Here is a 22338-nt window from a genome sequence, read left to right as displayed (position 1 = left end):
TCCTCCGCTTAAAGACCCGCGGCCATGGCTTTGTCGATCAGCCAGTTCAAGGAAGGGCCGCGGTTGCTGCTGACTTCTGCCGGGCGACCGGCGAAGGTGCTGTCCAGCGGCGCGTCAGGTTTGATCTGCACGCGGATGTCGGACGACAGGTCTTCGCTTTTCAGGCTGGTGCTGCTGACGATGGTGCCGGTGCGCGTAGTGTCTTCGCCGGCGATCTGGAAGCTCACCTTCGTACCCGGGCGCACGTCAGCGAACTGGCGATAGGAGAAGCGTGCTTCGACACTGGCCTGGCTGCCCTGCGGCACCAGTTTGAAGATCACGTCGCCTTTGCTCGCGTACTGACCGTCGGCGACCATTTGTTGGGCCACGGTGCAATCGCAGGGCGAGGTGAGGGTGCCGGTCATCTGCTTGCCGAACAGCTCTTCAACCTTGGCTGGCTGCAACTGGTTTTCGTCCAGATGCCCTTTAAGTACATCGAGCATGCTGGTGCTGAACGTCGCCAGCGGCGCGCCCTTGGCGGCAACGCCATCGGTTTTGATCAGGCTTTGGACGGTGCCGTCGCGAGGCATCGTGACGTTCATGCCGGAAACGCTGACCAGACCGGCCTGGGCGTGGCTGACGAAGTACATGCCGTACACCGATTTGAAAACGAAGCCGAACGCTGCGAGGCCGACGACGAAAATCCCCAGGCTGAAGGTCACTGCCCGCAAGCGCCCGAAAGCGCTCATGCCGTGGCCACCGTCCTTGACCTTGCGTGCCTTGGTGAAGTTGTCGCGTTGCAGGGTCGCCAGCACGTCGCCCATGGTCACGATGTCACCGGACAGGTGCGACGTGATCAGGTGGCGCAGGGTCGAGATGTCTTGCGGTTCGAGGTTCTGGAACTGGCAACCGGTGCGGCCGGTCTGGCGGTCGAACGAGCGAATCTGTATCTCGACGTCCATGGCCAGGCCGAGGTTGTCGATCAGGAATTGCAGGCGACCCTTGTGCACATCCCCGACCTTGAGCGGTATCTGCCCGGCATTGAAGCTCAGGCCGCCGGCGGACAAGTCGATGAGGCGTGCGTCCACAGGTGTACGGTCGGGTCCGACGAAGCGCAACTTGGCCGGGATTTTCACGCGGGCGTGTTGGCGTTGGGCTTCGGATTCATGCACTACGTTGATGTTCGCGGCGGTATTCATAGGGGGTATTTCCTCGTTAATTCAGGCAAGGCAGGTCAGACCATCAACAGCAGCACGGCGACGAAGATGCTGCCGGCGGAGAAGGTCATGGTCCGAGACGACCAGGTGTTGAACCAACGTTGAAAGCTGGCCAGATCACGGGTCAATTTGGTGTCCTGACGGGTCCAGGACTGTTGGTCGAGGCGGAAGAACACGTAGATCTTCACCAGCGCGCCAACGATCTGGTTGTAATAAAGAATCGCCGGGTAGGCCGGGCCGATCTTGTGTCCCGAGCAGGAGAGCAACAGGGTCAGGATCAGGCGGGTGATGCCGATCCACAGCAGGTACACGAGGATGAACGCAGTGCCGTATTTGAAGCTGGCGATCAGCGCCACGGTCAGGCCCAACAGCGAGGTCCACATCGACACGCGTTGATCGAACAGCACCACCGAGGTGAACAGGCCCAGGCGTTTCATCCCCAGGCCCAGTGCCCGGGAGTTCTGCCGCAGGTTGTTGCCGTACCAGCGGAACATCAGTTTGCGACTGGCCTTGATGAAGCTCTTTTCCGGCGGGTGTTCAACGGTGTTGATCGCCGCGTCTGGCACGTAGAAGGTGTCGTAACCCAGGCGCATCAGGCTGAACCAGCTGGACTTGTCGTCGCCGGTGAGAAACTTGAAGCGACCCAGGCGCCAGTGTTGCAGTGAGTCGCTTTCGACGTCGGCAATGAAGTCCGGGTCGGTGACCACGCTGGCGCGAAACACCGACATGCGCCCGGTCATGGTCAGCACGCGCTTGGACAGGGCCATCGAGCACATGTTGATGTGGCGCTGGGCGAAGCGCAGCTTGTGCCATTCGCTCATGATGTAGCCGCCGCGCACTTCGCAAAATTCGTTGGTGGTCAGGCCGCCGACATTGCCGAACAGCTGGAACCACGGCACGGTTTTACGCACTACGCCTTCGGCGAGCACGGTGTCGCCATCGATCACCGCCACGACCGCGCGGTCGTCCGGCAGGTGGCGCGAGATGGCGCGAAAACCGAAGGCCAGGCCATCGCGTTTGCCGGTGCCGGGGATGCGCACGAAGTCGAGCTTGACCCGGTCTGGCGGGTTCATTTTGGCCCAGAGGCTTTTCACCAGCAGTTCATCGGACATTTCCACGATCGAGCAGACCACTGTGGTCGGGAGTTCGCACTCGATGGCCTCGCGAATCACCGAGCTGTAGACCTGCGCGGTGGTCAGCGCGTCGATACGAAAACTGGTGACCATCAAAAAGACGTGGGACGGGTCTGCCGCCTTGCCGAGCTTGCGCACTTTGCGCCGCAGGTGCGGGTAGACCACGTAGAGAAACAGCATGCCGCGCACAAAGTGCGTGGCACCCATCGAATAGCGCCAGATACCGACGGCGCCAATCAGGAAAATGAAGTCCTTGGACTGCGAGTCGAAGGTGCTCACCGGCAGCGCCATGGCGATGCCCATCAGCAAACTGAGGTAAAACAGCCAACCGGCAGCCTGAAGTAGGCGATGCTTTAGCCTGTGCATAATCTGCATCCATTGTGTTTCGGCGATGAGCAGTCGTAGGCGCTGGCAGAACCAGCGCCTACGGGGAACGGCGGTTACCAGCAGATCCCTTCGGTGCGGCCACTGACGCTGGTGGCTTTGGTCATGAACCCGACCAGGTCGACCACTTGCTTGCCGTGCGGTGCGGTCTCGGCCAGGGCGCGGAACTTCTCGTCGCGGTTACCGAGGATGATCACGTCGGAGTTGTTGATCACCGAGTCGAAGTCCGCGTTGAGCAAGGACGAGACGTGAGGAATCTTCGACTCGATGTAATCCTTGTTCGCACCGTGGACGCGGGCGTATTCGACGTTGCTGTCGTAGATGCTCAGGTCGTAACCCTTGCCGATCAGCATTTCCGCCAGCTCCACCAACGGGCTTTCGCGCAGGTCATCGGTGCCGGCCTTGAAGCTCAGGCCGAGCAGGGCGACTTTGCGTTTGTCGTGACTGGAAACGATGTCGAAGGCGTTCTGCACCTGGGATTCGTTACTGCGCATCAGCGAGTTGAGCAGCGGCGCTTCGATGTCCAGAGAGCTTGCGCGGTAGGTCAGGGCGCGCACGTCCTTTGGCAGGCACGAGCCGCCGAACGCGAAACCCGGGCGCATGTAGTACTGGGACAGGTTGAGGGTCTTGTCCTGGCAGACCACTTCCATCACTTCGCGACCATCGACACCGACCGCTTTGGCGATGTTGCCGATCTCGTTGGCGAAGGTCACTTTGGTGGCGTGCCAGACGTTGCAGGTGTACTTGATCATCTCGGCGACTTCGATGTCCTTGCGGATGATCGGCGCGTCGAGTTCTTCGTACAGCGATTGCAGAACGTCACCGCTGGCCTTGTCGAACTCGCCGATGACCGTCATCGGCGGCAGGTCGTAGTCCTTGATCGCGGTGCTTTCACGCAGGAACTCGGGGTTCACGGCAACGCCGAAGTCGACGCCGGCCTTTTTGCCCGAGCAGTCTTCGAGGATCGGGATCACCACGTTTTTCACGGTGCCCGGCAACACGGTGCTGCGGACCACGATGGTGTGGCGGGTGGTTTTGTCACGCAGGACAAAACCGATCTCGCGGCACACCGATTCGATGTAGTTGAGTTCCAGATCGCCGTTCTTCTTGCTCGGCGTACCAACGCAGATCATCGACAGGTCGGTGTCACGGATGGCTTCTGCGAAGTTGGTAGTGCCGCGCAGACGACCGGTCTGGATGCCCTGGGTCAGCAGTTCGCCCAGACCCGGTTCAACGATCGGAGATTTACCGGCATTGATCAGGTCGATCTTGTCTTTGGAAATGTCCACGCCAACCACTTCGTGGCCTCGTGCAGACAGGCAACCGGCACAGACTGCGCCGACGTAACCCAAACCAAATATGCTGATGCGCATCGCAATTACCTCTGTATTTATCACGCCATTAAAGGCGCGAAGTTAATAGTGTTCAGCGGTCGAAGTGCACTCGGAAGTGTGGATGGCAGGCACCACAATACCGTGTGCAGGCATACTCAATTCCGAGTGTCTAAATAAATGCACTCAAGGTGTGCGAAACTTGGCCTGATAGTGAAGGCGTGCCCTGAACTGCAGCCGGCATTTCTTGTGAATACCGTGGTGCAAAAGGCTGGTGGTACTTGAAAGTTGGCATAAAGCCAGCAATATCAAGCACTCAGGTGCTCAGGTGAGCACGTTTACAGGGGGGGCAGCCTTGGCCTTGTAGGGGATAGTAATGGTGCGTTATCTCCTGTTACTCCAAATAAGTGGCCTGAAAGCAAAGTTGAATATGACAACTTGGCGATAGGGACGGCACTCTGCGTAAGTTATCTCGTACACGCTCAGAGATAATCGTTACCGGTGGTATGAGCGGTGTATTTTCAGATAGTTCATGGCGGCTTATCCCGATTTTTGAAATTTCCTGAAATATTGCAAAAGATGGCACTGCTCTCATATTGATAGCACTTACCGTTTCGGCCTTTATTAATGGGGAGTTAACTAGCGTGAATAGTTTTTTGCCACTACGCTTGAAAAAAATGCGTGCCACTACTGAAAAAAATCACGCTTGTCGAGTGAAAGAAATTTCATAAATGGAAATGATGTGTTTTTGGCGTCAAAATAATGACGAGTTGGGCGGGGAGATGTAGAGGGGAAACCACGTTTCGGCGCACGCACATTGATCAATGTCGTGCGCCTTCGTTATGCGTTATTCCGGGGCGTGGTCGCGCAGGAAAACCAGGTTGTCGGGTTTCGACTGTTCGGCGCTGTAGCGGTAACCCTGCACGTCAAATTGCTTGAGCGCAGCCGGGTCATTGATGCGTTCCTGGATCACGAAACGGCTCATCATCCCGCGGGCTTTCTTTGCGTAGAAGCTGATGATCTTGTACTGGCCGTTCTTCAGGTCCTTGAACTCGGTGTTGATGATCCGGGCGTTCAAGGCGCTGCGTTTGACCGCCGAGAAGTACTCGTTGGAGGCCAGGTTGAGCAGCACGTCATCGCCTTGCTCGGCCAGGGCTTCGTTCAGCCATTCGCTGATTTGCGTGCCCCAGAAGGCGTACAGATCCTTGCCGCGGGCATTGGCCAGTTTGGTGCCCATCTCCAGCCGATACGGTTGCATCAGGTCCAGCGGGCGCAGCAGGCCGTAGAGGCCCGAGAGCATGCGCAAGTGTTGCTGGGCGTAGTCGAAATCGGCTTCGCTGAAGGTCTGGGCATTCATGCCGGTGTACACGTCACCCTTGAACGCCAGCAGTGCCTGCTTGGCGTTGGCTGGTGTGAACGCCGGGGTCCAGCTGCCGAAGCGCGCGGCGTTGAGGCCGCCGATCTTGTCGGAAACGTGCATCAACTCGCTGATCTGTGCCGGGCTCAGCTCGCGCAATTGCAGGATCAGCTCCTGGGAATGGTCCAGGTATTGCGGTTGAGTGAAGCGCTGGGTGGCCGGCGGTGTTTCGTAATCGAGGGTCTTGGCGGGGGAAATCACCATCAGCATGAAGTTGTCTCCTTTAATCGTGCGGGGATTCTAGGGGGTTGTCCCGGTTGACTCCAGCTATCAAGGCCATAGGTGATCGGTGGCTATCTGCAAAACCTGTGTGTGGGCTTTTTGTGGGAGCGAGCTTGCTCGCGATGCAGGCAACTCGGTTTATCGACAAAACCGAGGTGATGCCATCGCGAGCAAGCTCGCTCCCACAGTAGATCGGTGCCGCTGCGGGAATCTGGTTTGGATCAGCTATAGTGCCGCGCGGGTTTTGTTATGGAGACATCCCTTTGCGTATCGCTTTACTGTTTTGTGCCTGTTTGTTCAGCATAAGTGCCTATGCCGCGCCCAACGACCCCGCCACGCTGGACCGCAGCACGTGGCCGGAGCAGCTCGGCAACCCGACCCTGTTCGATGTCGCTTCACGCGCGGAAATCCTCACCTTCGCCCGGGCCTTGCTCGCCAGTGAGTCGCTGGATGAAGCTGCTTTAAAGCAGCGCCTGGGGTTGCGCATGATCAACCTCGAGTCGATCAACGCACTGCGCGCGCGCCTGTGGAAGCGTTTGCTTGCCAACTATAACTTTGCCCAGCAGAGCTGCGATCAGGATGCGTCCTTCTGTTTTCTGGTCGAAGACATGGACACCCTGCGCGAGCAGGCCGCCAAGTTCGAACTCGGCGAAGACTCCTATTACGCCCGATGGGCCGAGCCGAGCCGGCATTTTCACGAGCGCTATCTGGACGAACAATTGCGCAAGGCCGCGCTGTTTCCGCAGACCAGCAGCGAAGTCGAACTGTTCGGTGACTACGAGCGTAACGGCGATGAGCTCAACGACCGCTTGTTTGTGCTGAGTTTCGACAGCGCCGCCAACCTCGCGCCGGACAACACCGCGTGGCTGGCCGAGTACCTGCGCAAGGCGAACCTGAGCGGGACGTTCTTTGTTTTGGGCAGCGATATCCAGAACCGTCTGGCACAACATTCGGTGGCCGAGCTGCAAGCGTTGTACTCAAAGCAATGCATCGGCGTGCAGGGCTGGGAATTCCGCTCCCACAGCCATTGGCAGGATTGGCAGTATTCAGTGACTCGCAGCGTCGAACTGGTGAAGAGCAAACTGCCAGAGAACTTCGTGCCGTTGTTCCGCCCGCCCAATGGCCAGCGTCGTGCCGATGCGCAGGGTTTCTTCAAGGCTCAGGGGGTGCAGGTTGCGCTGTGGGATATCGATCCGGCGGACGGCAGTCGTCAGCTTACGGCTGAGCAGAGCGCGCAGCGGGTGCTGACATTGATGCTGTTGTGGCGCCACGGGGTGATCAATTTCAACGTCAAACAGGACGTGGTGAAAACGGCGCTGCCCTGGCTGTTGACGCACACTGCGCAAAGCGGGATCGGTTGGGAAGATTGTCAGGACGCTTTTCGCTGAAACGCGCCCTGCCCCAAAAAAATGCCGGGAAACAGTGGGGCAGGGGGAATTTTGGGAGGGATTTCGATACAGACGGACTTCCGACTTTAACGGTGCCGGCGCGGCGCGCCAAGGGCTTTTCGTCACTCTGAAAAATAAACTTCAAAAAAGCGTCAAAGTGCTTTTTTCTGTCATGGGTTTTGGAGTATTACGAAGACAGACCGCCGAAACCTGCAACACAGGTGGCGTCTTCCAAGACCCCCCGCGTGTGCAGTTCACTTCAGTCGTGCAGTTCATTTCAGTACGGCAGGTGAATTCGGTGGCCACTTCGAGGCGCAGCACTGTCATGGTATTGCGTCGACTGGCTCCCACAAAGGTGACCGAGTATGGATGATCACGGACGTAGCCCCTCCAACCTGCCAATCCTTTATGTACTCGATACCAACGTATTGATCCACGATCCAAACGCGCTCCTGAACTTCGAAGAACACCACGTTGCCATCCCGATGACCGTTCTTGAAGAGCTGGACAAGCTCAAGAGCGGCCATCACAGCGTTGCGGCCGAATGTCGTCAGGCCATTCGCCTGATCGACAATACGCTGGGCGACGCTTCTCCCGAAGACGTTGAACAGGGTGTGCCGATTCAGCGCGGAAAAAGCGGGCCCAAGGGTTTGCTGTCGATTCTGATGAGCAAACGTACCGAGCCGAACATCGTTCTGCCCGAACACCTGAACGACAACATCATCATCAACCAGTTGATCGACCTGCACGCGCGTGACAAGGAACTGCGTGTGGTACTGGTGACCAAAGACATCAACATGCGCCTCAAGGCCCGGGCTTGCGGGATCGCGGCCGAGGACTACAGCACTGACCAGTTGGTTGACGACGTGTCGTTGCTGCCTAACGGCTATCACAACATGACGGGCTCGTTCTGGGACCGTGTGAGCAAGGTCGAAACCCGTCAGGACCATGGCCGTACCTGGCACCAGGTACAGTTGATCGACAACTTGCCGGCCGTGCATATCAACGAGTTCATCATCGACGAACAGGGCTTTGTCGGCTGGATCAAGGAAATCCAGGTCGATAAGCTGCTGATCCTCGACCTGCATCAGGAGCCCCTGTTGCACCAGGAAGCCTGGGGCCTGAAACCACGCGACATCTATCAGAGCCTGGCGCTGTACGCCTTGCTCGACCCGGACATTCACCTGGTCAACCTGTCGGGTGCTGCGGGTTCGGGTAAAACCATCCTGGCGCTGGCTGCGGCAATCGAGCAGACCATGGTCAGCAAGCGCTACCGGCGCATCATCGCCACTCGTAGCGTACAGGGCCTGGACCAGGAGATCGGTTTCCTGCCGGGCACCGAAGCGGAAAAAATGGAGCCTTGGCTGGGAGCAATCACTGACAACCTCGAAGCCTTGCACATGGATGACGAAAGCACCCATGGCAGCGTCGACTACATCCTCAGCAAAGTGCCGTTGCAGTTCAAATCCCTCAACTACATCCGGGGCCGCAGCTTCCAGCAAAGCCTGATCCTGATCGACGAATGCCAGAACCTCACCCCGCACCAGATGAAAACCATCATCACCCGTGCCGGCGCCGGTTCCAAAGTGGTGTGTCTGGGCAACCTGGCGCAGATCGACACCCCTTACCTGTCCGCGACCAGCTCCGGACTGACTTACCTGACTGAACGCTTCAAGGACTTCCCCAACGGGGTGCACATCACCCTGCAAGGGGTGCCACGTTCGATTCTGGCCGAATACGCCGAATCTCATCTGTAAACGTCTCACCAGAACCGGGTGCCCTCCAGGGCACCCGTTTTTTTTATGCCCGAAACATAACCCCTGTGGGAGCGAGCTTGCTCGCGATGGCGGCGTCTCGGTCAACATCATTGCTGAATCTCAGACGGCTATCGCGAGCAAGCTCGCTCCCACATTGGTTTGTGGTGGTCTTGCAATCAAACTCGCGAAAATTTGACCCGCGGGTTTACAATCGGTGCTCCTGATCAGGAGTAAGGCTGTGCTGACTCATCTCGATTCCCAAGGTCGCGCCAATATGGTCGACGTCACCGAAAAAGCCGTGACGTTCCGTGAAGCCACGGCCGAAGCGCTTGTGCGTATGCTTCCTGAAACCCTGCAAATGATTGTCAGCGGTGGTCACCCCAAAGGTGACGTGTTTGCCGTGGCTCGCATTGCCGGCATTCAGGCGGCAAAGAAAACCTCCGATTTGATCCCGCTGTGCCATCCGTTGATGCTCACCAGCGTCAAGGTCGAACTGAGTGCCGAAGGCCTCGATGCAGTACGCATCGTCGCCCGTTGCAAACTGTCCGGACAGACCGGGGTGGAGATGGAAGCGCTGACCGCCGCCAGCGTTGCCGCGTTGACCATCTACGACATGTGCAAGGCCGTGGACCGTGGCATGGTCATCGAAACCGTGCGCCTGCTGGAGAAGCTCGGCGGCAAGAGCGGGCATTACCAGGTGGCCGATCAATGAAGCTGACGGTGAGGTTTTTCGCCCGTTACCGCGAGGCGCTGGGCGTTGATTCGTTGAGCGTCGAAGGTGATTTCGCTTCGGTCGACGATGTGCGTTTGCTGTTGGCGCAACGCGAGGGCGCCGAGGTGCTGAGCGAGCAGAACCTGATGTGCGCGCGTAATGAAGACTTGTGCCAGCTCGACGAACCGCTCGTCGATGGCGATGAAGTGGCGTTTTTTCCCACTGTTACCGGAGGCTGACCCATGGCGATTCGCGTGCAGTCCACGGCGTTCGACCCCGGCGCTGAAGTCAATGCGATGCACGCGGCGAATGTCGGTGTCGGTGCGGTGGTGAGTTTTGTCGGTTATGTCCGCGATTTCAACGACGGGCTCGATGTGGCGGGGATGTTTCTTGAACACTACCCGGGCATGACCGAAAAGGCCCTCGGCAAGATTGCCGTCGAGGCCGAGCAACGCTGGCCGCTGCTCAAGCTGGAAGTGCTGCATCGCATCGGCGCATTGGAGCCGGGCGAACCGATCGTCTTCGTCGGCGCGGCGAGTGCCCATCGCCAGGCGGCATTCGACGCCTGCGCCTTTGTCATGGATTACCTGAAAACCCGTGCACCGTTCTGGAAGAAGGAAAACACCAGCGACGGCCCGCGTTGGGTGGAAGGGCGCGACAGTGATCATGCGGCGGCTGATCGCTGGAAGTAGCCAGTAACCTGCTGTTTCTTTGTTGGCTGTCTATCCGCCATCGCGAGCAAGCTCGCTCCCACAGTTGATCCCCATCAGACACAAATTTTGTGTGCGACGAAGATTCACTGTGGGAGCGAGCTTGCTCGCGATAGGGCCATCAACAACACCGAATTTCCTCCAGATTCACCTCACCGACCAGAGGCGCAAAGAACTGCGCACGCCTGATTGACGGGAAATACATAAAAGTCCAGTATGGAATTATAAGTACAAAAAAGCTGTTTCCCGTTTCTCTTTCTTCTGTCTTGCCAAACCAACAACAACCCGCGAGAAAACGAACATGAAGAAGCTCCCCCTGATCGGTGGTCTGGCCCTGAGCCTGTTGGCGTGCAGCAGTCTGTTTGCCGCCGAGAAAACCCTGCGCATCGGTATCGAAGCGGCGTATCCGCCGTTCGCCTCCAAGACCTCGGATGGAAAAATCACCGGTTTCGACTACGACATCGGCAACGCGTTGTGTGCGCAGATGAAGGTCAAGTGCGAGTGGGTCGAGGGCGAGTTCGACGGTTTGATTCCTTCGCTCAAGGTGAAGAAAATCGACGCAGCGCTGTCATCCATGACTATTAACGAAGACCGTAAAAAGTCGGTGGACTTCACTCACAAGTACTACTTCACCTCATCGCGGCTGGTGATGAAGGACGGTGCGGTGGTTGATGACCAGTACGCAAGCCTCAAGGGCAAGACCATTGGTGTGCAACGGGCAACCACCACCGACCGTTACGCCACGGAAGTTTTCGAGCCCAAGGGCATCAAGGTGGCCCGTTACGGCAACAATGAAGAAATCTACATGGACCTGGCCGCCGGGCGTCTGGACGGCGTTTTCGCCGATACCATTCCGCTGAGCGACTTCCTGTCGATGCCACGCGGCAAGGGCTACGCCTTTGTCGGGCCGGAGCTCAAGGACCCGAAATACGTGGGTGAAGGCGCCGGGATTGCCGTGCGCAAGGGCAACACCGAATTGGTTAGCCAATTGAACAATGCCATCGACGGGATTCGCGCCAATGGCGAATACCAGAAGATTGAAGCCAAGTACTTCAAGTCGGATATCTACGGCGACTGATCAGTCTTCACAGATCTAGTGTGTGCGGGCTTGCTCGCGAAGGCGGTCTGACAGTCAACACCAATGTTGAATGTTATGGCCTCTTCGCGAGCAAGCCCGCTCCCACATTTGATCTCTACAAGACACAGATTTTGTGATCGATACAGAACTAGTGTGGGAGCGAGCCTGCTCGCGATGAGGCCCTATCAGCCAACACACCTCTCAGGTCAGGTTTCAGCCTTTCAACTCTTTCAAGTGCTTGTACACCGTCGCCCGCCCCATGTTCAGCACATTGGCCACATAATTGGAGGCGCTTTTACCCTTGAAGGCCCCTTCGGCGTGTAACGCCAACACCAGCTCGCGTTTGTGCTCGCGGGTCAGCATATTCAGACCCAGTTGCCGCTCTCGCAGCCAGTTATGCAGGAAGGTGTTGATGCGCTCCTGCCAGTCGTCGCGAAACAGCGCGTCGGGTTGCGGGATCAACTTGCTCGGTGAGAGAAACAGATCCAGCGCCGCCTTGGCGTTTTCAAATAGCGAGATATTCAGGTTGATGCACAGCACGGCAATCGGATGCCCTTCACTGTCGCGCAGCACGCTGCTGAGACTGCGGATCTTTTGCCCATCCCAATTGAGCTTTTCGTACGGGCCGATATTCCGCTCGCTGACTTCTTCACTGAGCATGTCCTCCAGTGCGGCATCGTCACCGACTTCACGTTTGGACAGGTTGTTGGCGATATAGTCGATTTTCTGCGTGCGCAGGTCGTGCAGCACCACCTCGGCGTGGGGGAAAAACAGCGTGGCAATGGCGTCGGCGATCGCCCGGTAGTTATCCAGTGCGGGATCTTGAAGAGGTGGGGTCATGGGTGTTGCTCCAGGCAATCAGCGCCCCGTAGAGAAAGGGGCGCTGGGAGTTTGCCGTAATCGGGGTCAGACGTCACCTCGGCGGCAGGTTCAGCCGAGGCGGGAAGGGGAGAGCATTGCGGCGCTGAGGCCAAAGCGGCTGAGTTGTTCCGGCAAGGCTTCGCCACGAACCAGCGCGGCACTGGCCTGACCCATGGCGGGCGAGGTTTGAATGCCGTAACCGCCCTGCGCGGCCACCCAGAACAGCCCTGGCACGTGCGGGTCAAATCCGCTGATCAGATCGCCGTCGCCGACGAAGCTGCGCAAGCCGGCCCAGGTGCGGGTCGGTCGGCGGATGGTCAGGGTGGTGGCTTCTTCGATCTGGTAAATACCCATGGCGATGTCGAGCTCTTCGGGCTGCACATCATGCGGCTCGACCGGATCGGCATTGGCCGGCGAACCGAGGAACATTCCGGCATCGGGCTTCATGTAAAACGATTCGTCGAGGCTGACCAGCATCGGCCAGTCGTGGATATCCACCCCTTCAGGGCCGGCGAAGATAAAGGCTGCGCGACGCTTGGGGACCAGGCCCAGAGGCTTGGCACCGGCCATTTCACCGAGTTGGTCGGCCCAGGCACCGGCCGCATTGATGATGATCGGTGCGCTGAAGGTCTGCTGGGCGGTTTTCACTTGCCAGAGATTGTCGGTATCACGCGTCAGGCTCAGGACTTCGCTGTCGGTGTGCACTTCGCCCTGATTGCGTCGAATCCCGCGCAGGTAGCCTTGATGCAGGGCATCGGTGTCGATGTCCGTGGCGGTAGGGTCGTAGATCGCCCCGTGAACCTTCTCGCGACGCAGGATCGGGATGCGCGCGCAGGCTTCGTCGGCGCTGAGCCGTTGCATCTGCGGCACGGTCGCCTTGGCGCTCAGGTACTGGTTGTTCAGCTCGTCCGGGTCGCCAGTGAAGTCGACTGTCATCTCGCCGCGCGGGGTCAGCAGCGGGTGTTCACAGAAACCGGCCGGCGGTGCATCGAAAAAGTCCCGGCTGGCCTGGGTCAGTGCGCGCACTTGCGGCGTACCGTAAGCGGCGGAGTACAACGCGGCCGAGCGTCCGGTGGAGTGATAGGCCGGGTGGGATTCGCGTTCGAGCACGATGACCCGACCGTGTTGCGACAGCCAAAAACCGGTGGAAGCACCGGCGATACCGCCGCCGATGATGATGAAGTCTGCCTGGGTCATGAACGTCTCCTGTGGGGGCGCAATCCTGAAATTGTAGAGACCTCCTGTGGGAGCGAGCTTGCTCGCGATGCAGACGCCGCAATCGTTCAGACAAACAGCGGTGATGCAATCGCGAGCAAGCTCGCTCCCACAAGGGAAAGCGTTTGGTTTCAGTTCTGGTATTGCAACTGATAAAGGGCGTTGGCCAAGGCGATGTCTTCCAGGCCCAGACCGATGGAACGGAAGAACACATGGCGATCATAAGCCGGACGTGGCGTCTGTTCGCTCAGCAGTTCGGCCAGGTCGCCCGCGATCGCACTCTTGTCCCAGCCATGTTGTTCACTGGCGATCAGCATTTCACCGGCGGAATCTGGAGTGGTCAGGCGATAGTCGCAATAGACCTGCATTTCACTCAGCGTTGCAGGCGGCACCTCATGGGCACGCACTGCGTTGGTACTGATGGAGGTAATCAGTGTCGCTTTGCTCAAGGTCCGTGGATCGATGACGGGGCCGGCAGACGAGGTGCACAGCATGATCACGTCGGCGTCCTGGATCGCGGCTTCGCGGCTATCGAACACCTTCAGGCGCGAGTCGATGGCCGTCAGTTGTGCGAGCAATTGCGGATTCCGGTTCGCCAGATTCGGCGAATAAAGGCTGATGCTTTGCCAATCCCGCACGTTCCTCGCGTAATGCAGGTGAGCCTGGGCGACCGGGCCGCTGCCGATGATTGCCAGGCGCGTGGCGTGCGGCAGGGCAAGGGCATCAATGGCGACGGCAGTGGTCGCGGCGGTGCGCGCGGTGGTCAGTTCGCCGGCATCGCAGAGCAACAGCGGCTGGCCGGTTTGCATCGACATCAGCAGCGTCCAGGCGGTCACCAGCGGACCTTCCTGGCGCACGATGTAGGGCGAGGTTTTCACGCCGTATACACCGTCTTCGGCCAACACCCCGAGGTAGTTGATGAAGTCACCGGCACCTTGCGGAAACTCCACCAGTTGCTGGGCCGGTTGCACGGCCTGACCCGCGGCCAGATCGCGGAACAGCTTGCGCAGGATTTTCGGCACGTCGACCTGCTCAAGCAGTTCGCGGGCCTGGGGTTTGGCGATCACATAAGGTGTGCTGGGCATGTGGATGCTCCGTGGATTCGCAAGTAAACTAATTTGTCCATTGTGGACTTATTGTTCTGTTTGGCAATATCCAGGCGTAAAAAAAGCGCAGTCCGTTGCCGGCTGCGCCTTCTTTTGGGGGGAGAGCTGTGTGACCGAAAATTACGGACGCTTGCGCTCTACAGGGCGTAGCAGATGAGTCGGCGGGGTTTCGCAACTGATCTTGCGACCCAGCAACGCCTCGATGGACGGTAGCTGGTAGGAGTCATCTTCACCGGCAAAGCTGATGGACACGCCATCGGCGCCAGCACGCCCGGTACGACCAATGCGGTGGACGTAGTCGTCCGGCACTTCCGGCAGGGTGAAGTTGATCACGTGGCTGATGCCGTCGATGTGAATCCCGCGACCGGCAACATCGGTGGCCACCAGTACGCGGATCTTGCCTTCGCGGAATCCTTCCAGAGTCTTGATGCGCTTGTGCTGTGGCACGTCGCCCGACAGTTGGGCCGCGTTGACGCCATCACGCACCAGGCGTTCTTCGATGCGCCGCACTTCGTCCTTGCGGTTGGCGAAGACCATCACTCGCTCCCAGCCGTTGTCGGTGACCAGGTTGTAGAGCAGCTTGTATTTATCGGCGCCGGCAACGGCGTAGATGTGCTGTTCGACGTTTTCGCTGGCAACGTTCTCGGATTCGATTTCAACGATGGACGGGTCGGTGGTCCATTGTTTGGCCAGGTTCATCACGTCTTCAGTGAAGGTGGCGGAGAACAGCAGGGTCTGACGTTCGCTTTTCGGTGGGGTCTGGCGAATGATCTGACGCACTTGTGGGATGAAACCCATGTCGAGCATCCGGTCGGCTTCGTCGAGCACCATCACTTCGACCATGTCCAGGTGCACGTCGCCGCGCTGGTTGAAGTCCAGCAGACGGCCCGGGGTCGCGACGAGGATGTCGCAGTGGCGGGCTTCGAGGTGTTTGAGTTGCTTGTCGAAGTCCATACCGCCAACGAACGTCATCACGTTGAGGCCGGTGTACTTGGTCAGATTGGCCGCGTCCTTGGCGATCTGCACCACCAGCTCACGGGTCGGTGCAATGATCAGCGCCCGAGGCTCGCCCATGTAGCGCTCTTTCGGCGGTGGGGTTTGCAGCAGCTGGGTGATGATCGAGATCAGGAACGCGGCGGTTTTGCCAGTGCCGGTCTGGGCGCGACCGATGGCGTCTTTGCCGGCCAGGGTGAAACCCAATACCTGCGCCTGGATCGGCGTGCAGTACGGGAAACCCAGGTCCTGGATGGCGTGCATCAGTTCCGGGGCCAGTTTGAAATCGTGGAAACGGGTTTTGCCTTCCTGGGGTTCGACGACGAAATCTTCGAGTTTCCAGGCGACTACGGGCGGTTTCGGCGCGCGTTCGCGGCGCGGTTGTGCAGGTTTTGGCGTCTCGCTGCGCGGTTTGTCCGCAACAGGCTCGGCGGCCGCAGTGTTCTCGGGCGTATGTTTCGGTGCCGCGACAGCTGCGGTCCGGCCAGGCTGATGACCGTCGGTGCGGTTGCTGGAGGTGTGGGAAGGTGCGCTGGAGCTGGGCGCGAGCTGCTCAGCCTCGCTTTTACCGAACATTTTCTTGAGTGCTTTGAGCACGGTCATCTCATCAATTGGTTAAGGAATGTACGCCGGCCAGTGTAATGCAAGAAACGGGCGCGGCGTAGTGTGTTGCTCATACAGCTACAGGAAGTTTCCGTATTAGCGCAAGCGGTCCGCGAGCCAGACACCAATATCGCGAATTTCTTCGGGTAACACTTCGTGACCCATTGGGTATTCCTGCCATGTCACGGTGACACCACGGGTCTTCAAATGCTCGTACGCACTGCGTCCCATGGAGTTCTGCACCACATCGTCGTATTGGCCATGCAGACACAACACGGGGATCCGCTGCTGGCTGGCTGAAAGCTCCAGTTCATCGCTGAACGTTGGCGCATAAGTGGAGAGGGCAAGTACGCCCCCCAGCGGTCCCTGCCATCTCAGGAAAGCGCTGTGCAGCACCACTGCGCCGCCCTGGGAAAACCCCGCAAGGAAAATCCGCGAGGCGTCTATTCCGCTGGCTCGCTGCTCTTCGATCAGCGTTATGACGGTTTGGGCCGACACCTCCAGCTCTTCGTGACTGATGCTGCGGGCGGGGCTCATGGCCTTGATGTCGTACCAGCTGGGCATCTCGTAACCACCATTGATGGTCACTGCGCGGGTCGGTGCCTGGGGCAGGACGAAGCGGGTGGTCAACAGGTTTTCCTGCAGGGCTTCGGCGACTGGCAAGAAGTCATAGCGGTCGGCGCCCAGGCCGTGCAGCCAGATTACACAGGCATCAACAGGCTTGCCGGGCTGAAGAATAAGGGGCTGGGTCATGTTTGCTCCAATGTTGTGCGCTCGCTTTCTTTGAGTGCGACCTCAAAGTGCACGAGGGGTCGATCAGTTAAAAGTATGTCGCAATAACGAAAGTTTTTGTCTTGACCAATCGCTGAATTGCTTTGGCGACCAGTCTGGTACGGGCCTTGCTATGGAAAAACCGGTGCAAGTAATCCTGCGTCTGGCGGTAACACTATCAGTGTACTGCTGGCTGTGGGATAGCAAAGAATCCGGTGATGGATGTTCGCCAGTGGCCGCTACGGGCTTCGCGAACGTGAAAGGGCTACAGCCCGTTCGGCCGATTGGTGAGAAGTGAGTTATCCATAAGTGGATTTTCTCCTACTAGACTCATAGCTAAGGTCTTACGCCGCTTGACCCAATAAAAAGCCAACACGGGTCAACAGTGCCTCATAAGGGTGCGGCAGGACTCAAGCTCCGACACAACAAGAGCAAAACTGGAGGTTTGAATGAAGATGTTGAAATCCACCCTGGCAGTCGTGACTGCGGCCGCAGTACTCGGTGTCAGCGGGTTCGCTCAGGCGGGTGCAACCCTGGATGCAGTGCAGAAGAAGGGTTTCGTGCAGTGCGGCGTGAGCGATGGTTTGCCAGGCTTCTCGGTTCCTGACTCTACCGGCAAGATCGTCGGTATCGATGCTGACTACTGCCGTGCTGTGGCTGCTGCGGTATTCGGCGATGCGACCAAGGTCAAGTTCAGCCAGTTGAATGCCAAGGAGCGTTTCACTGCGCTTCAATCCGGCGAAATCGACATGCTGTCGCGCAACTCCACCATGACCAGTTCCCGTGACGCGGGCATGGGCCTGAAGTTTCCTGGCTTCATTACCTATTACGACGGCGTAGGCTTCCTGGCCAACAGCAAGCTGGGCGTGAAAAGTGCCAAGGAACTGGATGGTGCGACCATCTGTATTCAAGCCGGTACCACCACCGAGCTGAACGTGTCCGACTACTTCCGTGCCAACGGCCTGAAGTACACCCCGATTACTTTCGACACCTCCGATGAAAGCGCCAAGTCGCTGGAATCCGGTCGTTGCGACGTGCTGACCTCCGACAAGTCCCAGTTGTATGCACAGCGCAGCAAACTGGCTTCGCCTAAAGATTACGTAGTTCTGCCGGAAACCATCTCCAAAGAGCCTCTGGGTCCAGTCGTACGTAACGGTGACGATGAGTGGCTGGCGATCGTTCGTTGGGTTGGTTACGCAATGCTCAACGCCGAAGAGGCCGGTATCACTTCGAAAAACGTCGAGGCTGAAGCCAAGGCGACCAAGAACCCGGACGTCGCCCGTCTGCTGGGCACTGACGGTGAGTACGGTAAAGATCTGAAGCTGCCGAAAGACTGGGTGGTGAAAATCGTCAAGCAGGTCGGTAACTACGGCGAAGTCTTCGAGAAAAACCTCGGCAAGAGCACTCCGCTGGAAATCGACCGTGGCCTGAATGCGCTGTGGACCAACGGCGGCATTCAATACGCACCACCAGTGCGCTGATGGTTCTATCACCCGGTGGGCCAACCACCGGGTGATGTTCTGTTCCATTATTTCTGGGGCACTTCATGCAAAATTCAATCGGCGCACCAAAGCAGAGGCTTAGCCTCAGCGATCCTCGAGTGCGTGCGTGGCTGTTTCAGATCATCACGATTGTCGCGGTGATCTCGATGGGTTGGTACCTGTTCAACAACACTCAAACCAACCTGCAACACCGGGGCATTACCTCCGGTTTCAGCTTTCTGGAGCGCAGCGCCGGGTTCGGCATCGCGCAACACCTGATCGACTACACCGAATCGGACAGCTATGCCCGGGTGTTTGTCATCGGTTTGCTCAACACCTTGCTGGTGACCTTTATCGGCGTGATCCTGGCGACGATTCTGGGGTTCATCGTTGGCGTGGCACGGCTGTCGAAGAACTGGATCATCAATAAGCTGGCAACCGTTTACGTTGAGACTTTCCGCAACATTCCGCCGCTGCTGCAAATCCTGTTCTGGTACTTCGCGGTGTTCCTGACCATGCCGGGGCCGCGCAACAGCCATAACTTCGCCGACACCTTCTTTGTCAGCAGCCGTGGCCTGAACATGCCGGCCGCGCAGATGGCCAACGGATTCTGGGCGTTTGTGATCAGCATCGTGGTGGCGATCGTCGCTATCGTGCTGATGTGCCGTTGGGCCAACAAGCGTTTCGAAGCGACCGGCGTGCCGTTCCACAAGTTCTGGACCGGCCTGGCGATGTTTCTGCTGATTCCAGCCTTGTGCGCGCTGATCTTCGGTGTGCCACTGCATTGGGAAATGCCGAAGCTGCAAGGCTTCAACTTTGTCGGTGGCTGGGTGCTGATTCCGGAACTGCTGGCCCTGACCCTGGCCCTGACGGTGTACACCGCGGCGTTCATCGCCGAGATCGTGCGTTCCGGGATCAACTCGGTCAGCCACGGTCAGACCGAAGCGGCGCGTTCGTTGGGGCTGCGCAATGGCCCAACCCTGCGCAAGGTCATCATCCCGCAAGCCTTGCGGGTGATCATTCCGCCGTTGACCAGCCAATACCTGAACCTGGCGAAGAACTCCTCGCTGGCCGCCGGTATCGGTTATCCGGAAATGGTTTCGTTGTTTGCCGGCACGGTGTTGAACCAGACCGGGCAAGCGATCGAAGTTATTGCCATCACCATGAGCGTGTACCTGGCGATCAGTATCAGCATTTCCCTGCTGATGAACTGGTACAACAAGCGCATTGCGCTGATCGAGCGGTGAGGAAACGCGCATGACGACTCATATTTTCAAACCTGACATGCCACCGCCGGGTACCCGAATCGGTATCGTGGCGTGGATGCGCGAGCACATGTTCTCCAGTTGGATCAACACGCTGCTCACGCTGTTCGCGTTCTACCTGATTTATCTGGTAGTGCCGCCGATCCTGCACTGGGCGATTCTGGATGCCAACTGGGTGGGCACCACGCGCGCCGATTGCACCAAGGAAGGCGCTTGCTGGGTATTCATTCAACAGCGTTTCGGCCAGTTCATGTACGGGTATTACCCGCCCGAACTGCGCTGGCGCGTCGACCTGACCGTGTGGTTGGCGATCATCGGCGTGGCACCGTTGTTCATCTCGCGCTTCCCGCGTAAAGCGGTGTACGGGCTGAGCTTTCTGGTGCTTTATCCAATCGTTGCCTACATCCTGCTGCACGGTGACATCCTTGGCCTGACCAACGTTGCGACCAGTCAATGGGGCGGCCTGATGCTGACCCTGGTGATCGCCACGGTCGGTATTGTCGGCGCGTTGCCGCTGGGGATCATGCTGGCGCTGGGGCGTCGCTCGAACATGCCGGCGATTCGCGTGGTCTGCGTGACCTTCATCGAATTCTGGCGCGGCGTGCCGTTGATCACGGTGCTGTTCATGTCCTCGGTGATGCTGCCGTTGTTCCTGCCAGAGGGCATGAACTTCGACAAGTTGCTGCGGGCCTTGATCGGGGTGATCCTGTTCCAGTCGGCCTACGTGGCCGAAGTGGTGCGCGGTGGTCTGCAAGCGATTCCCAAAGGTCAGTATGAAGCCGCAGCAGCGATGGGCCTCGGTTACTGGCGCAGCATGGGCCTGGTGATTCTGCCGCAAGCCCTGAAGCTGGTGATTCCGGGCATCGTCAACACCTTCATTGCGCTGTTCAAGGACACGAGCCTGGTGATCATCATCGGCCTGTTCGACTTGCTCAACAGCGTCAAACAAGCCGCCGCCGACCCGAAATGGCTGGGCATGGCCACTGAAGGCTATGTGTTCGCGGCCCTGGTGTTCTGGATTTTCTGTTTTGGTATGTCCCGCTATTCCATGCATTTGGAACGCAAGCTGGACACTGGCCACAAGCGTTAGGAGTTTTGTGATGAGTGAAGCGATCAAACAGCCTGTGAGCCCTGAAGGCATTATTCAGATGCAGGGCGTGAACAAGTGGTACGGCCAGTTCCACGTATTGAAAGACATCAATCTGAACGTCAAGCAAGGCGAGCGTATCGTTCTGTGCGGGCCGTCCGGTTCGGGCAAGTCGACCACCATTCGCTGCCTCAACCGTCTGGAAGAGCACCAGCAGGGCCGCATCGTGGTCGATGGCGTAGAGCTGACTAACGACCTGAAACAGATCGAAGCGATTCGTCGCGAAGTCGGCATGGTGTTCCAGCACTTCAACCTGTTCCCGCACCTGACCATCCTGCAGAACTGCACGCTGGCACCGATGTGGGTGCGCAAGATGCCTAAGCGCAAGGCGGAAGAAATTGCCATGCATTACCTGGAGCGCGTACGCATTCCAGAGCAGGCGCACAAGTTTCCGGGGCAATTGTCCGGTGGTCAGCAACAGCGTGTGGCGATTGCCCGTGCGCTGTGCATGAAGCCGAAAATCATGCTGTTCGACGAACCGACTTCGGCACTCGACCCAGAGATGGTGAAAGAGGTTCTGGACACCATGATCGGCCTGGCCGAAGACGGCATGACCATGCTCTGCGTGACCCACGAAATGGGCTTTGCCCGGACTGTGGCCAACCGCGTGATCTTCATGGACAAGGGCGAAATCGTCGAACAGGCTGCGCCGAACGACTTCTTCGACAACCCGCAGAACGAGCGCACCAAGCTGTTCCTGAGCCAGATCCTGCATTGATGCCGGGCTGACTCGCAAAAATAAACCCGGCCTCGTGCCGGGTTTGTTTTTTCGATCAGGAAACCGTGAGGGTTTCGAGCTCCTTGTGCACGGTATGTTTGAAGCCCCTCAAGTCCGCTTCTTCACCCAGTGATTTCGCATCGGCGAGCAAATACGGATAGCGATCAAGCAGGCGCATCAGCAGTATCAATGGCTTTGGCGGGAGTATTTCTCCACGCTCGTAACGGGAAAACGCGTTGTGTCCACCGCCGGACAACAATTGCACGGCTTCTTTTTGCGATAGATGCAGTTTGCGGCGGATACGCTTCATCTCGGTGCCTATCATCTGCCTTGCTGCCATGACCAGTTCGTCACCCGCAGCCGAATGACGCTCTGAACAACCGGGATCGAACTCGACTTCGCCGCATATCTGACATTCCCAGCCAGATAGATCATCTACGCGGCGCTCCATCCCTTTGACGCTCATGGTTTCGCCGCGACCTTCGAAATGTCGCATTCCTTCCCGGGCTCCACAGCTGAAACACTGCTGGGTTTTCATTGGAATTTCTCCTTGAAGGAGATTACTGGTGCGCCACCGCCGGGGCGATATGTCACTTTGATGTAAATCTCCAGACCGTATGAGTTGATGTGATAGACGTCTTGCCAGACGCGATGATCGTCATAGGTGGTCATCGACTTGAACAACATCTGTCGTTGGAGTTCAAAGATGACCTCTTGCATTTCTACAACGCTTAAGCCGAGTATCCAGCCGCCGCTTTTTGCAGTGCTAGTGAATGCCTTGCCCCCAAGCCGTCTGACATCCGCCTTAATTACTGCCAAGTCGTAATGGGGTGTGCTCTTTTCCATAAGA

At 58.1% G+C, this 22338-nt stretch carries 21 protein-coding genes; 10 read left to right on the top strand and 11 right to left on the bottom strand.

Features of this window, described 5'->3' with window-relative positions:
- Positions 1-8: 8 nt before the first annotated feature.
- The 4 genes from AC1DIG_RS12850 to yaaA all read right to left on the bottom strand — a co-directional run bounded on the left by AC1DIG_RS12850 (position 9) and on the right by yaaA (position 5671).
- Positions 9-1178 (bottom strand): PilZ domain-containing protein, encoded by a 1170-nt coding sequence (locus AC1DIG_RS12850; protein ID WP_477767607.1) that lies wholly within the window; start codon positions 1176-1178, stop codon positions 9-11.
- A gap of 35 nt (positions 1179-1213) precedes the next feature.
- Positions 1214-2695, bottom strand: a complete 1482-nt coding sequence (gene alg8, locus AC1DIG_RS12845; RefSeq protein ID WP_477767606.1) for a mannuronan synthase — start codon at positions 2693-2695, stop codon at positions 1214-1216.
- Between the two features lie 74 nt (positions 2696-2769).
- Complete coding sequence (locus AC1DIG_RS12840; protein WP_477767605.1) at positions 2770-4086, bottom strand: nucleotide sugar dehydrogenase; 1317 nt, start codon at positions 4084-4086, stop codon at positions 2770-2772.
- Between the two features lie 805 nt (positions 4087-4891).
- Positions 4892-5671: a peroxide stress protein YaaA gene (gene yaaA / locus AC1DIG_RS12835; protein WP_054593903.1), complete on the bottom strand. Its 780-nt coding sequence runs from the start codon at positions 5669-5671 to the stop codon at positions 4892-4894.
- Positions 5672-5946: 275 nt separating this feature from the next.
- On the opposite strand from yaaA, the gene AC1DIG_RS12830 reads away from it, so the two are divergent.
- The 6 genes from AC1DIG_RS12830 (at position 5947) to AC1DIG_RS12805 (ending at position 11328) form a co-directional block, all read left to right on the top strand.
- Entirely contained in the window at positions 5947-7071 is a 1125-nt protein-coding gene (locus AC1DIG_RS12830) for a polysaccharide deacetylase family protein (RefSeq protein ID WP_477767604.1), read from the top strand.
- A 365-nt stretch (positions 7072-7436) separates the two neighbouring features.
- Entirely contained in the window at positions 7437-8828 is a 1392-nt protein-coding gene (locus tag AC1DIG_RS12825; protein ID WP_054593901.1) for a PhoH family protein, read from the top strand.
- Positions 8829-9066: 238 nt separating this feature from the next.
- The gene (moaC, locus tag AC1DIG_RS12820) at positions 9067-9540 is read left to right on the top strand and encodes a cyclic pyranopterin monophosphate synthase MoaC (RefSeq protein WP_054593900.1); all 474 of its coding nucleotides are present in this window, start codon (positions 9067-9069) and stop codon (positions 9538-9540) included.
- Positions 9537-9779 carry a MoaD/ThiS family protein gene (locus tag AC1DIG_RS12815; RefSeq protein ID WP_019691956.1) on the top strand — a complete coding sequence of 81 codons (243 nt, stop codon included), beginning with the start codon at positions 9537-9539 and terminating at the stop codon, positions 9777-9779. Before moaC ends, AC1DIG_RS12815 begins: the two co-directional genes overlap by 4 nt.
- Positions 9780-9782: 3 nt before the next feature.
- On the top strand, positions 9783-10232 hold the full coding sequence (gene moaE, locus AC1DIG_RS12810) for a molybdopterin synthase catalytic subunit MoaE (protein WP_071551749.1): 450 nt from the start codon (positions 9783-9785) through the stop codon (positions 10230-10232).
- Positions 10233-10551: 319 nt separating this feature from the next.
- The gene (locus AC1DIG_RS12805) at positions 10552-11328 is read left to right on the top strand and encodes an ABC transporter substrate-binding protein (RefSeq protein ID WP_427532032.1); all 777 of its coding nucleotides are present in this window, start codon (positions 10552-10554) and stop codon (positions 11326-11328) included.
- 213 nt (positions 11329-11541) lie between these two features.
- Here the strand turns inward: AC1DIG_RS12805 and AC1DIG_RS12800 are convergent, their stop codons facing one another.
- The 5 genes from AC1DIG_RS12800 to AC1DIG_RS12780 all read right to left on the bottom strand — a co-directional run bounded on the left by AC1DIG_RS12800 (position 11542) and on the right by AC1DIG_RS12780 (position 16859).
- The gene (locus AC1DIG_RS12800; RefSeq protein ID WP_477767603.1) at positions 11542-12168 is read right to left on the bottom strand and encodes a helix-turn-helix transcriptional regulator; all 627 of its coding nucleotides are present in this window, start codon (positions 12166-12168) and stop codon (positions 11542-11544) included.
- Positions 12169-12258: 90 nt separating this feature from the next.
- Positions 12259-13386 (bottom strand): NAD(P)/FAD-dependent oxidoreductase, encoded by a 1128-nt coding sequence (locus AC1DIG_RS12795; RefSeq protein WP_477767602.1) that lies wholly within the window; start codon positions 13384-13386, stop codon positions 12259-12261.
- Between the two features lie 149 nt (positions 13387-13535).
- Positions 13536-14489, bottom strand: coding sequence for an ornithine cyclodeaminase family protein (locus tag AC1DIG_RS12790; protein ID WP_477767601.1), 954 nt, complete (start codon positions 14487-14489; stop codon positions 13536-13538).
- A 141-nt stretch (positions 14490-14630) separates the two neighbouring features.
- Positions 14631-16106, bottom strand: coding sequence for an ATP-dependent RNA helicase RhlB (gene rhlB / locus AC1DIG_RS12785; RefSeq protein ID WP_477767600.1), 1476 nt, complete (start codon positions 16104-16106; stop codon positions 14631-14633).
- 96 nt (positions 16107-16202) lie between these two features.
- Positions 16203-16859, bottom strand: a complete 657-nt coding sequence (locus AC1DIG_RS12780; protein WP_477767599.1) for an alpha/beta hydrolase — start codon at positions 16857-16859, stop codon at positions 16203-16205.
- A 467-nt stretch (positions 16860-17326) separates the two neighbouring features.
- Between AC1DIG_RS12780 and AC1DIG_RS12775 the strand changes: the two genes are divergently transcribed.
- The 4 genes from AC1DIG_RS12775 (at position 17327) to AC1DIG_RS12760 (ending at position 21488) form a co-directional block, all read left to right on the top strand.
- Positions 17327-18358 (top strand): amino acid ABC transporter substrate-binding protein, encoded by a 1032-nt coding sequence (locus AC1DIG_RS12775; RefSeq protein WP_477767598.1) that lies wholly within the window; start codon positions 17327-17329, stop codon positions 18356-18358.
- A 65-nt stretch (positions 18359-18423) separates the two neighbouring features.
- Entirely contained in the window at positions 18424-19605 is a 1182-nt protein-coding gene (locus AC1DIG_RS12770) for an amino acid ABC transporter permease (protein ID WP_477767597.1), read from the top strand.
- Between the two features lie 10 nt (positions 19606-19615).
- Positions 19616-20713, top strand: coding sequence for an amino acid ABC transporter permease (locus tag AC1DIG_RS12765; protein ID WP_477767596.1), 1098 nt, complete (start codon positions 19616-19618; stop codon positions 20711-20713).
- Positions 20714-20723: 10 nt separating this feature from the next.
- Positions 20724-21488 carry an amino acid ABC transporter ATP-binding protein gene (locus AC1DIG_RS12760; RefSeq protein ID WP_010444394.1) on the top strand — a complete coding sequence of 255 codons (765 nt, stop codon included), beginning with the start codon at positions 20724-20726 and terminating at the stop codon, positions 21486-21488.
- A 55-nt stretch (positions 21489-21543) separates the two neighbouring features.
- Here AC1DIG_RS12760 and AC1DIG_RS12755 read toward each other — a convergent pair whose 3' ends face one another.
- Positions 21544-22026: a type II toxin-antitoxin system MqsA family antitoxin gene (locus AC1DIG_RS12755; RefSeq protein ID WP_477767595.1), complete on the bottom strand. Its 483-nt coding sequence runs from the start codon at positions 22024-22026 to the stop codon at positions 21544-21546.
- Entirely contained in the window at positions 22023-22334 is a 312-nt protein-coding gene (locus AC1DIG_RS12750; protein ID WP_477767594.1) for a type II toxin-antitoxin system MqsR family toxin, read from the bottom strand. Before AC1DIG_RS12750 ends, AC1DIG_RS12755 begins: the two co-directional genes overlap by 4 nt.
- Between the last annotated feature and the right edge of the window lie 4 nt (positions 22335-22338).

Source organism: Pseudomonas sp. 05N431 (assembly GCF_056397005.1).
This window is presented reverse-complemented; position numbering and strand designations above follow the sequence as displayed.

Bases quoted from the DNA above. Each gene is read 5' to 3' on its own strand.
- AC1DIG_RS12755 (WP_477767595.1), bottom strand. From the start codon at position 22,026: ATGAAAACCCAGCAGTGTTTCAGCTGTGGAGCCCGGGAAGGAATGCGA.
- AC1DIG_RS12775 (WP_477767598.1), top strand. From the start codon at position 17,327: ATGAAGATGTTGAAATCCACCCTGGCAGTCGTGACTGCGGCCGCAGTA.
- alg8 (WP_477767606.1), bottom strand. From the start codon at position 2,695: ATGCACAGGCTAAAGCATCGCCTACTTCAGGCTGCCGGTTGGCTGTTT.
- yaaA (WP_054593903.1), bottom strand. From the start codon at position 5,671: ATGCTGATGGTGATTTCCCCCGCCAAGACCCTCGATTACGAAACACCG.
- AC1DIG_RS12840 (WP_477767605.1), bottom strand. From the start codon at position 4,086: ATGCGCATCAGCATATTTGGTTTGGGTTACGTCGGCGCAGTCTGTGCC.
- AC1DIG_RS12790 (WP_477767601.1), bottom strand. From the start codon at position 14,489: ATGCCCAGCACACCTTATGTGATCGCCAAACCCCAGGCCCGCGAACTG.
- AC1DIG_RS12850 (WP_477767607.1), bottom strand. From the start codon at position 1,178: ATGAATACCGCCGCGAACATCAACGTAGTGCATGAATCCGAAGCCCAA.
- AC1DIG_RS12765 (WP_477767596.1), top strand. From the start codon at position 19,616: ATGACGACTCATATTTTCAAACCTGACATGCCACCGCCGGGTACCCGA.
- AC1DIG_RS12780 (WP_477767599.1), bottom strand. From the start codon at position 16,859: ATGACCCAGCCCCTTATTCTTCAGCCCGGCAAGCCTGTTGATGCCTGT.
- AC1DIG_RS12760 (WP_010444394.1), top strand. From the start codon at position 20,724: ATGAGTGAAGCGATCAAACAGCCTGTGAGCCCTGAAGGCATTATTCAG.
- AC1DIG_RS12800 (WP_477767603.1), bottom strand. From the start codon at position 12,168: ATGACCCCACCTCTTCAAGATCCCGCACTGGATAACTACCGGGCGATC.
- AC1DIG_RS12795 (WP_477767602.1), bottom strand. From the start codon at position 13,386: ATGACCCAGGCAGACTTCATCATCATCGGCGGCGGTATCGCCGGTGCT.
- moaE (WP_071551749.1), top strand. From the start codon at position 9,783: ATGGCGATTCGCGTGCAGTCCACGGCGTTCGACCCCGGCGCTGAAGTC.
- AC1DIG_RS12805 (WP_427532032.1), top strand. From the start codon at position 10,552: ATGAAGAAGCTCCCCCTGATCGGTGGTCTGGCCCTGAGCCTGTTGGCG.
- AC1DIG_RS12770 (WP_477767597.1), top strand. From the start codon at position 18,424: ATGCAAAATTCAATCGGCGCACCAAAGCAGAGGCTTAGCCTCAGCGAT.
- AC1DIG_RS12825 (WP_054593901.1), top strand. From the start codon at position 7,437: ATGGATGATCACGGACGTAGCCCCTCCAACCTGCCAATCCTTTATGTA.
- AC1DIG_RS12750 (WP_477767594.1), bottom strand. From the start codon at position 22,334: ATGGAAAAGAGCACACCCCATTACGACTTGGCAGTAATTAAGGCGGAT.
- AC1DIG_RS12815 (WP_019691956.1), top strand. From the start codon at position 9,537: ATGAAGCTGACGGTGAGGTTTTTCGCCCGTTACCGCGAGGCGCTGGGC.
- rhlB (WP_477767600.1), bottom strand. From the start codon at position 16,106: ATGACCGTGCTCAAAGCACTCAAGAAAATGTTCGGTAAAAGCGAGGCT.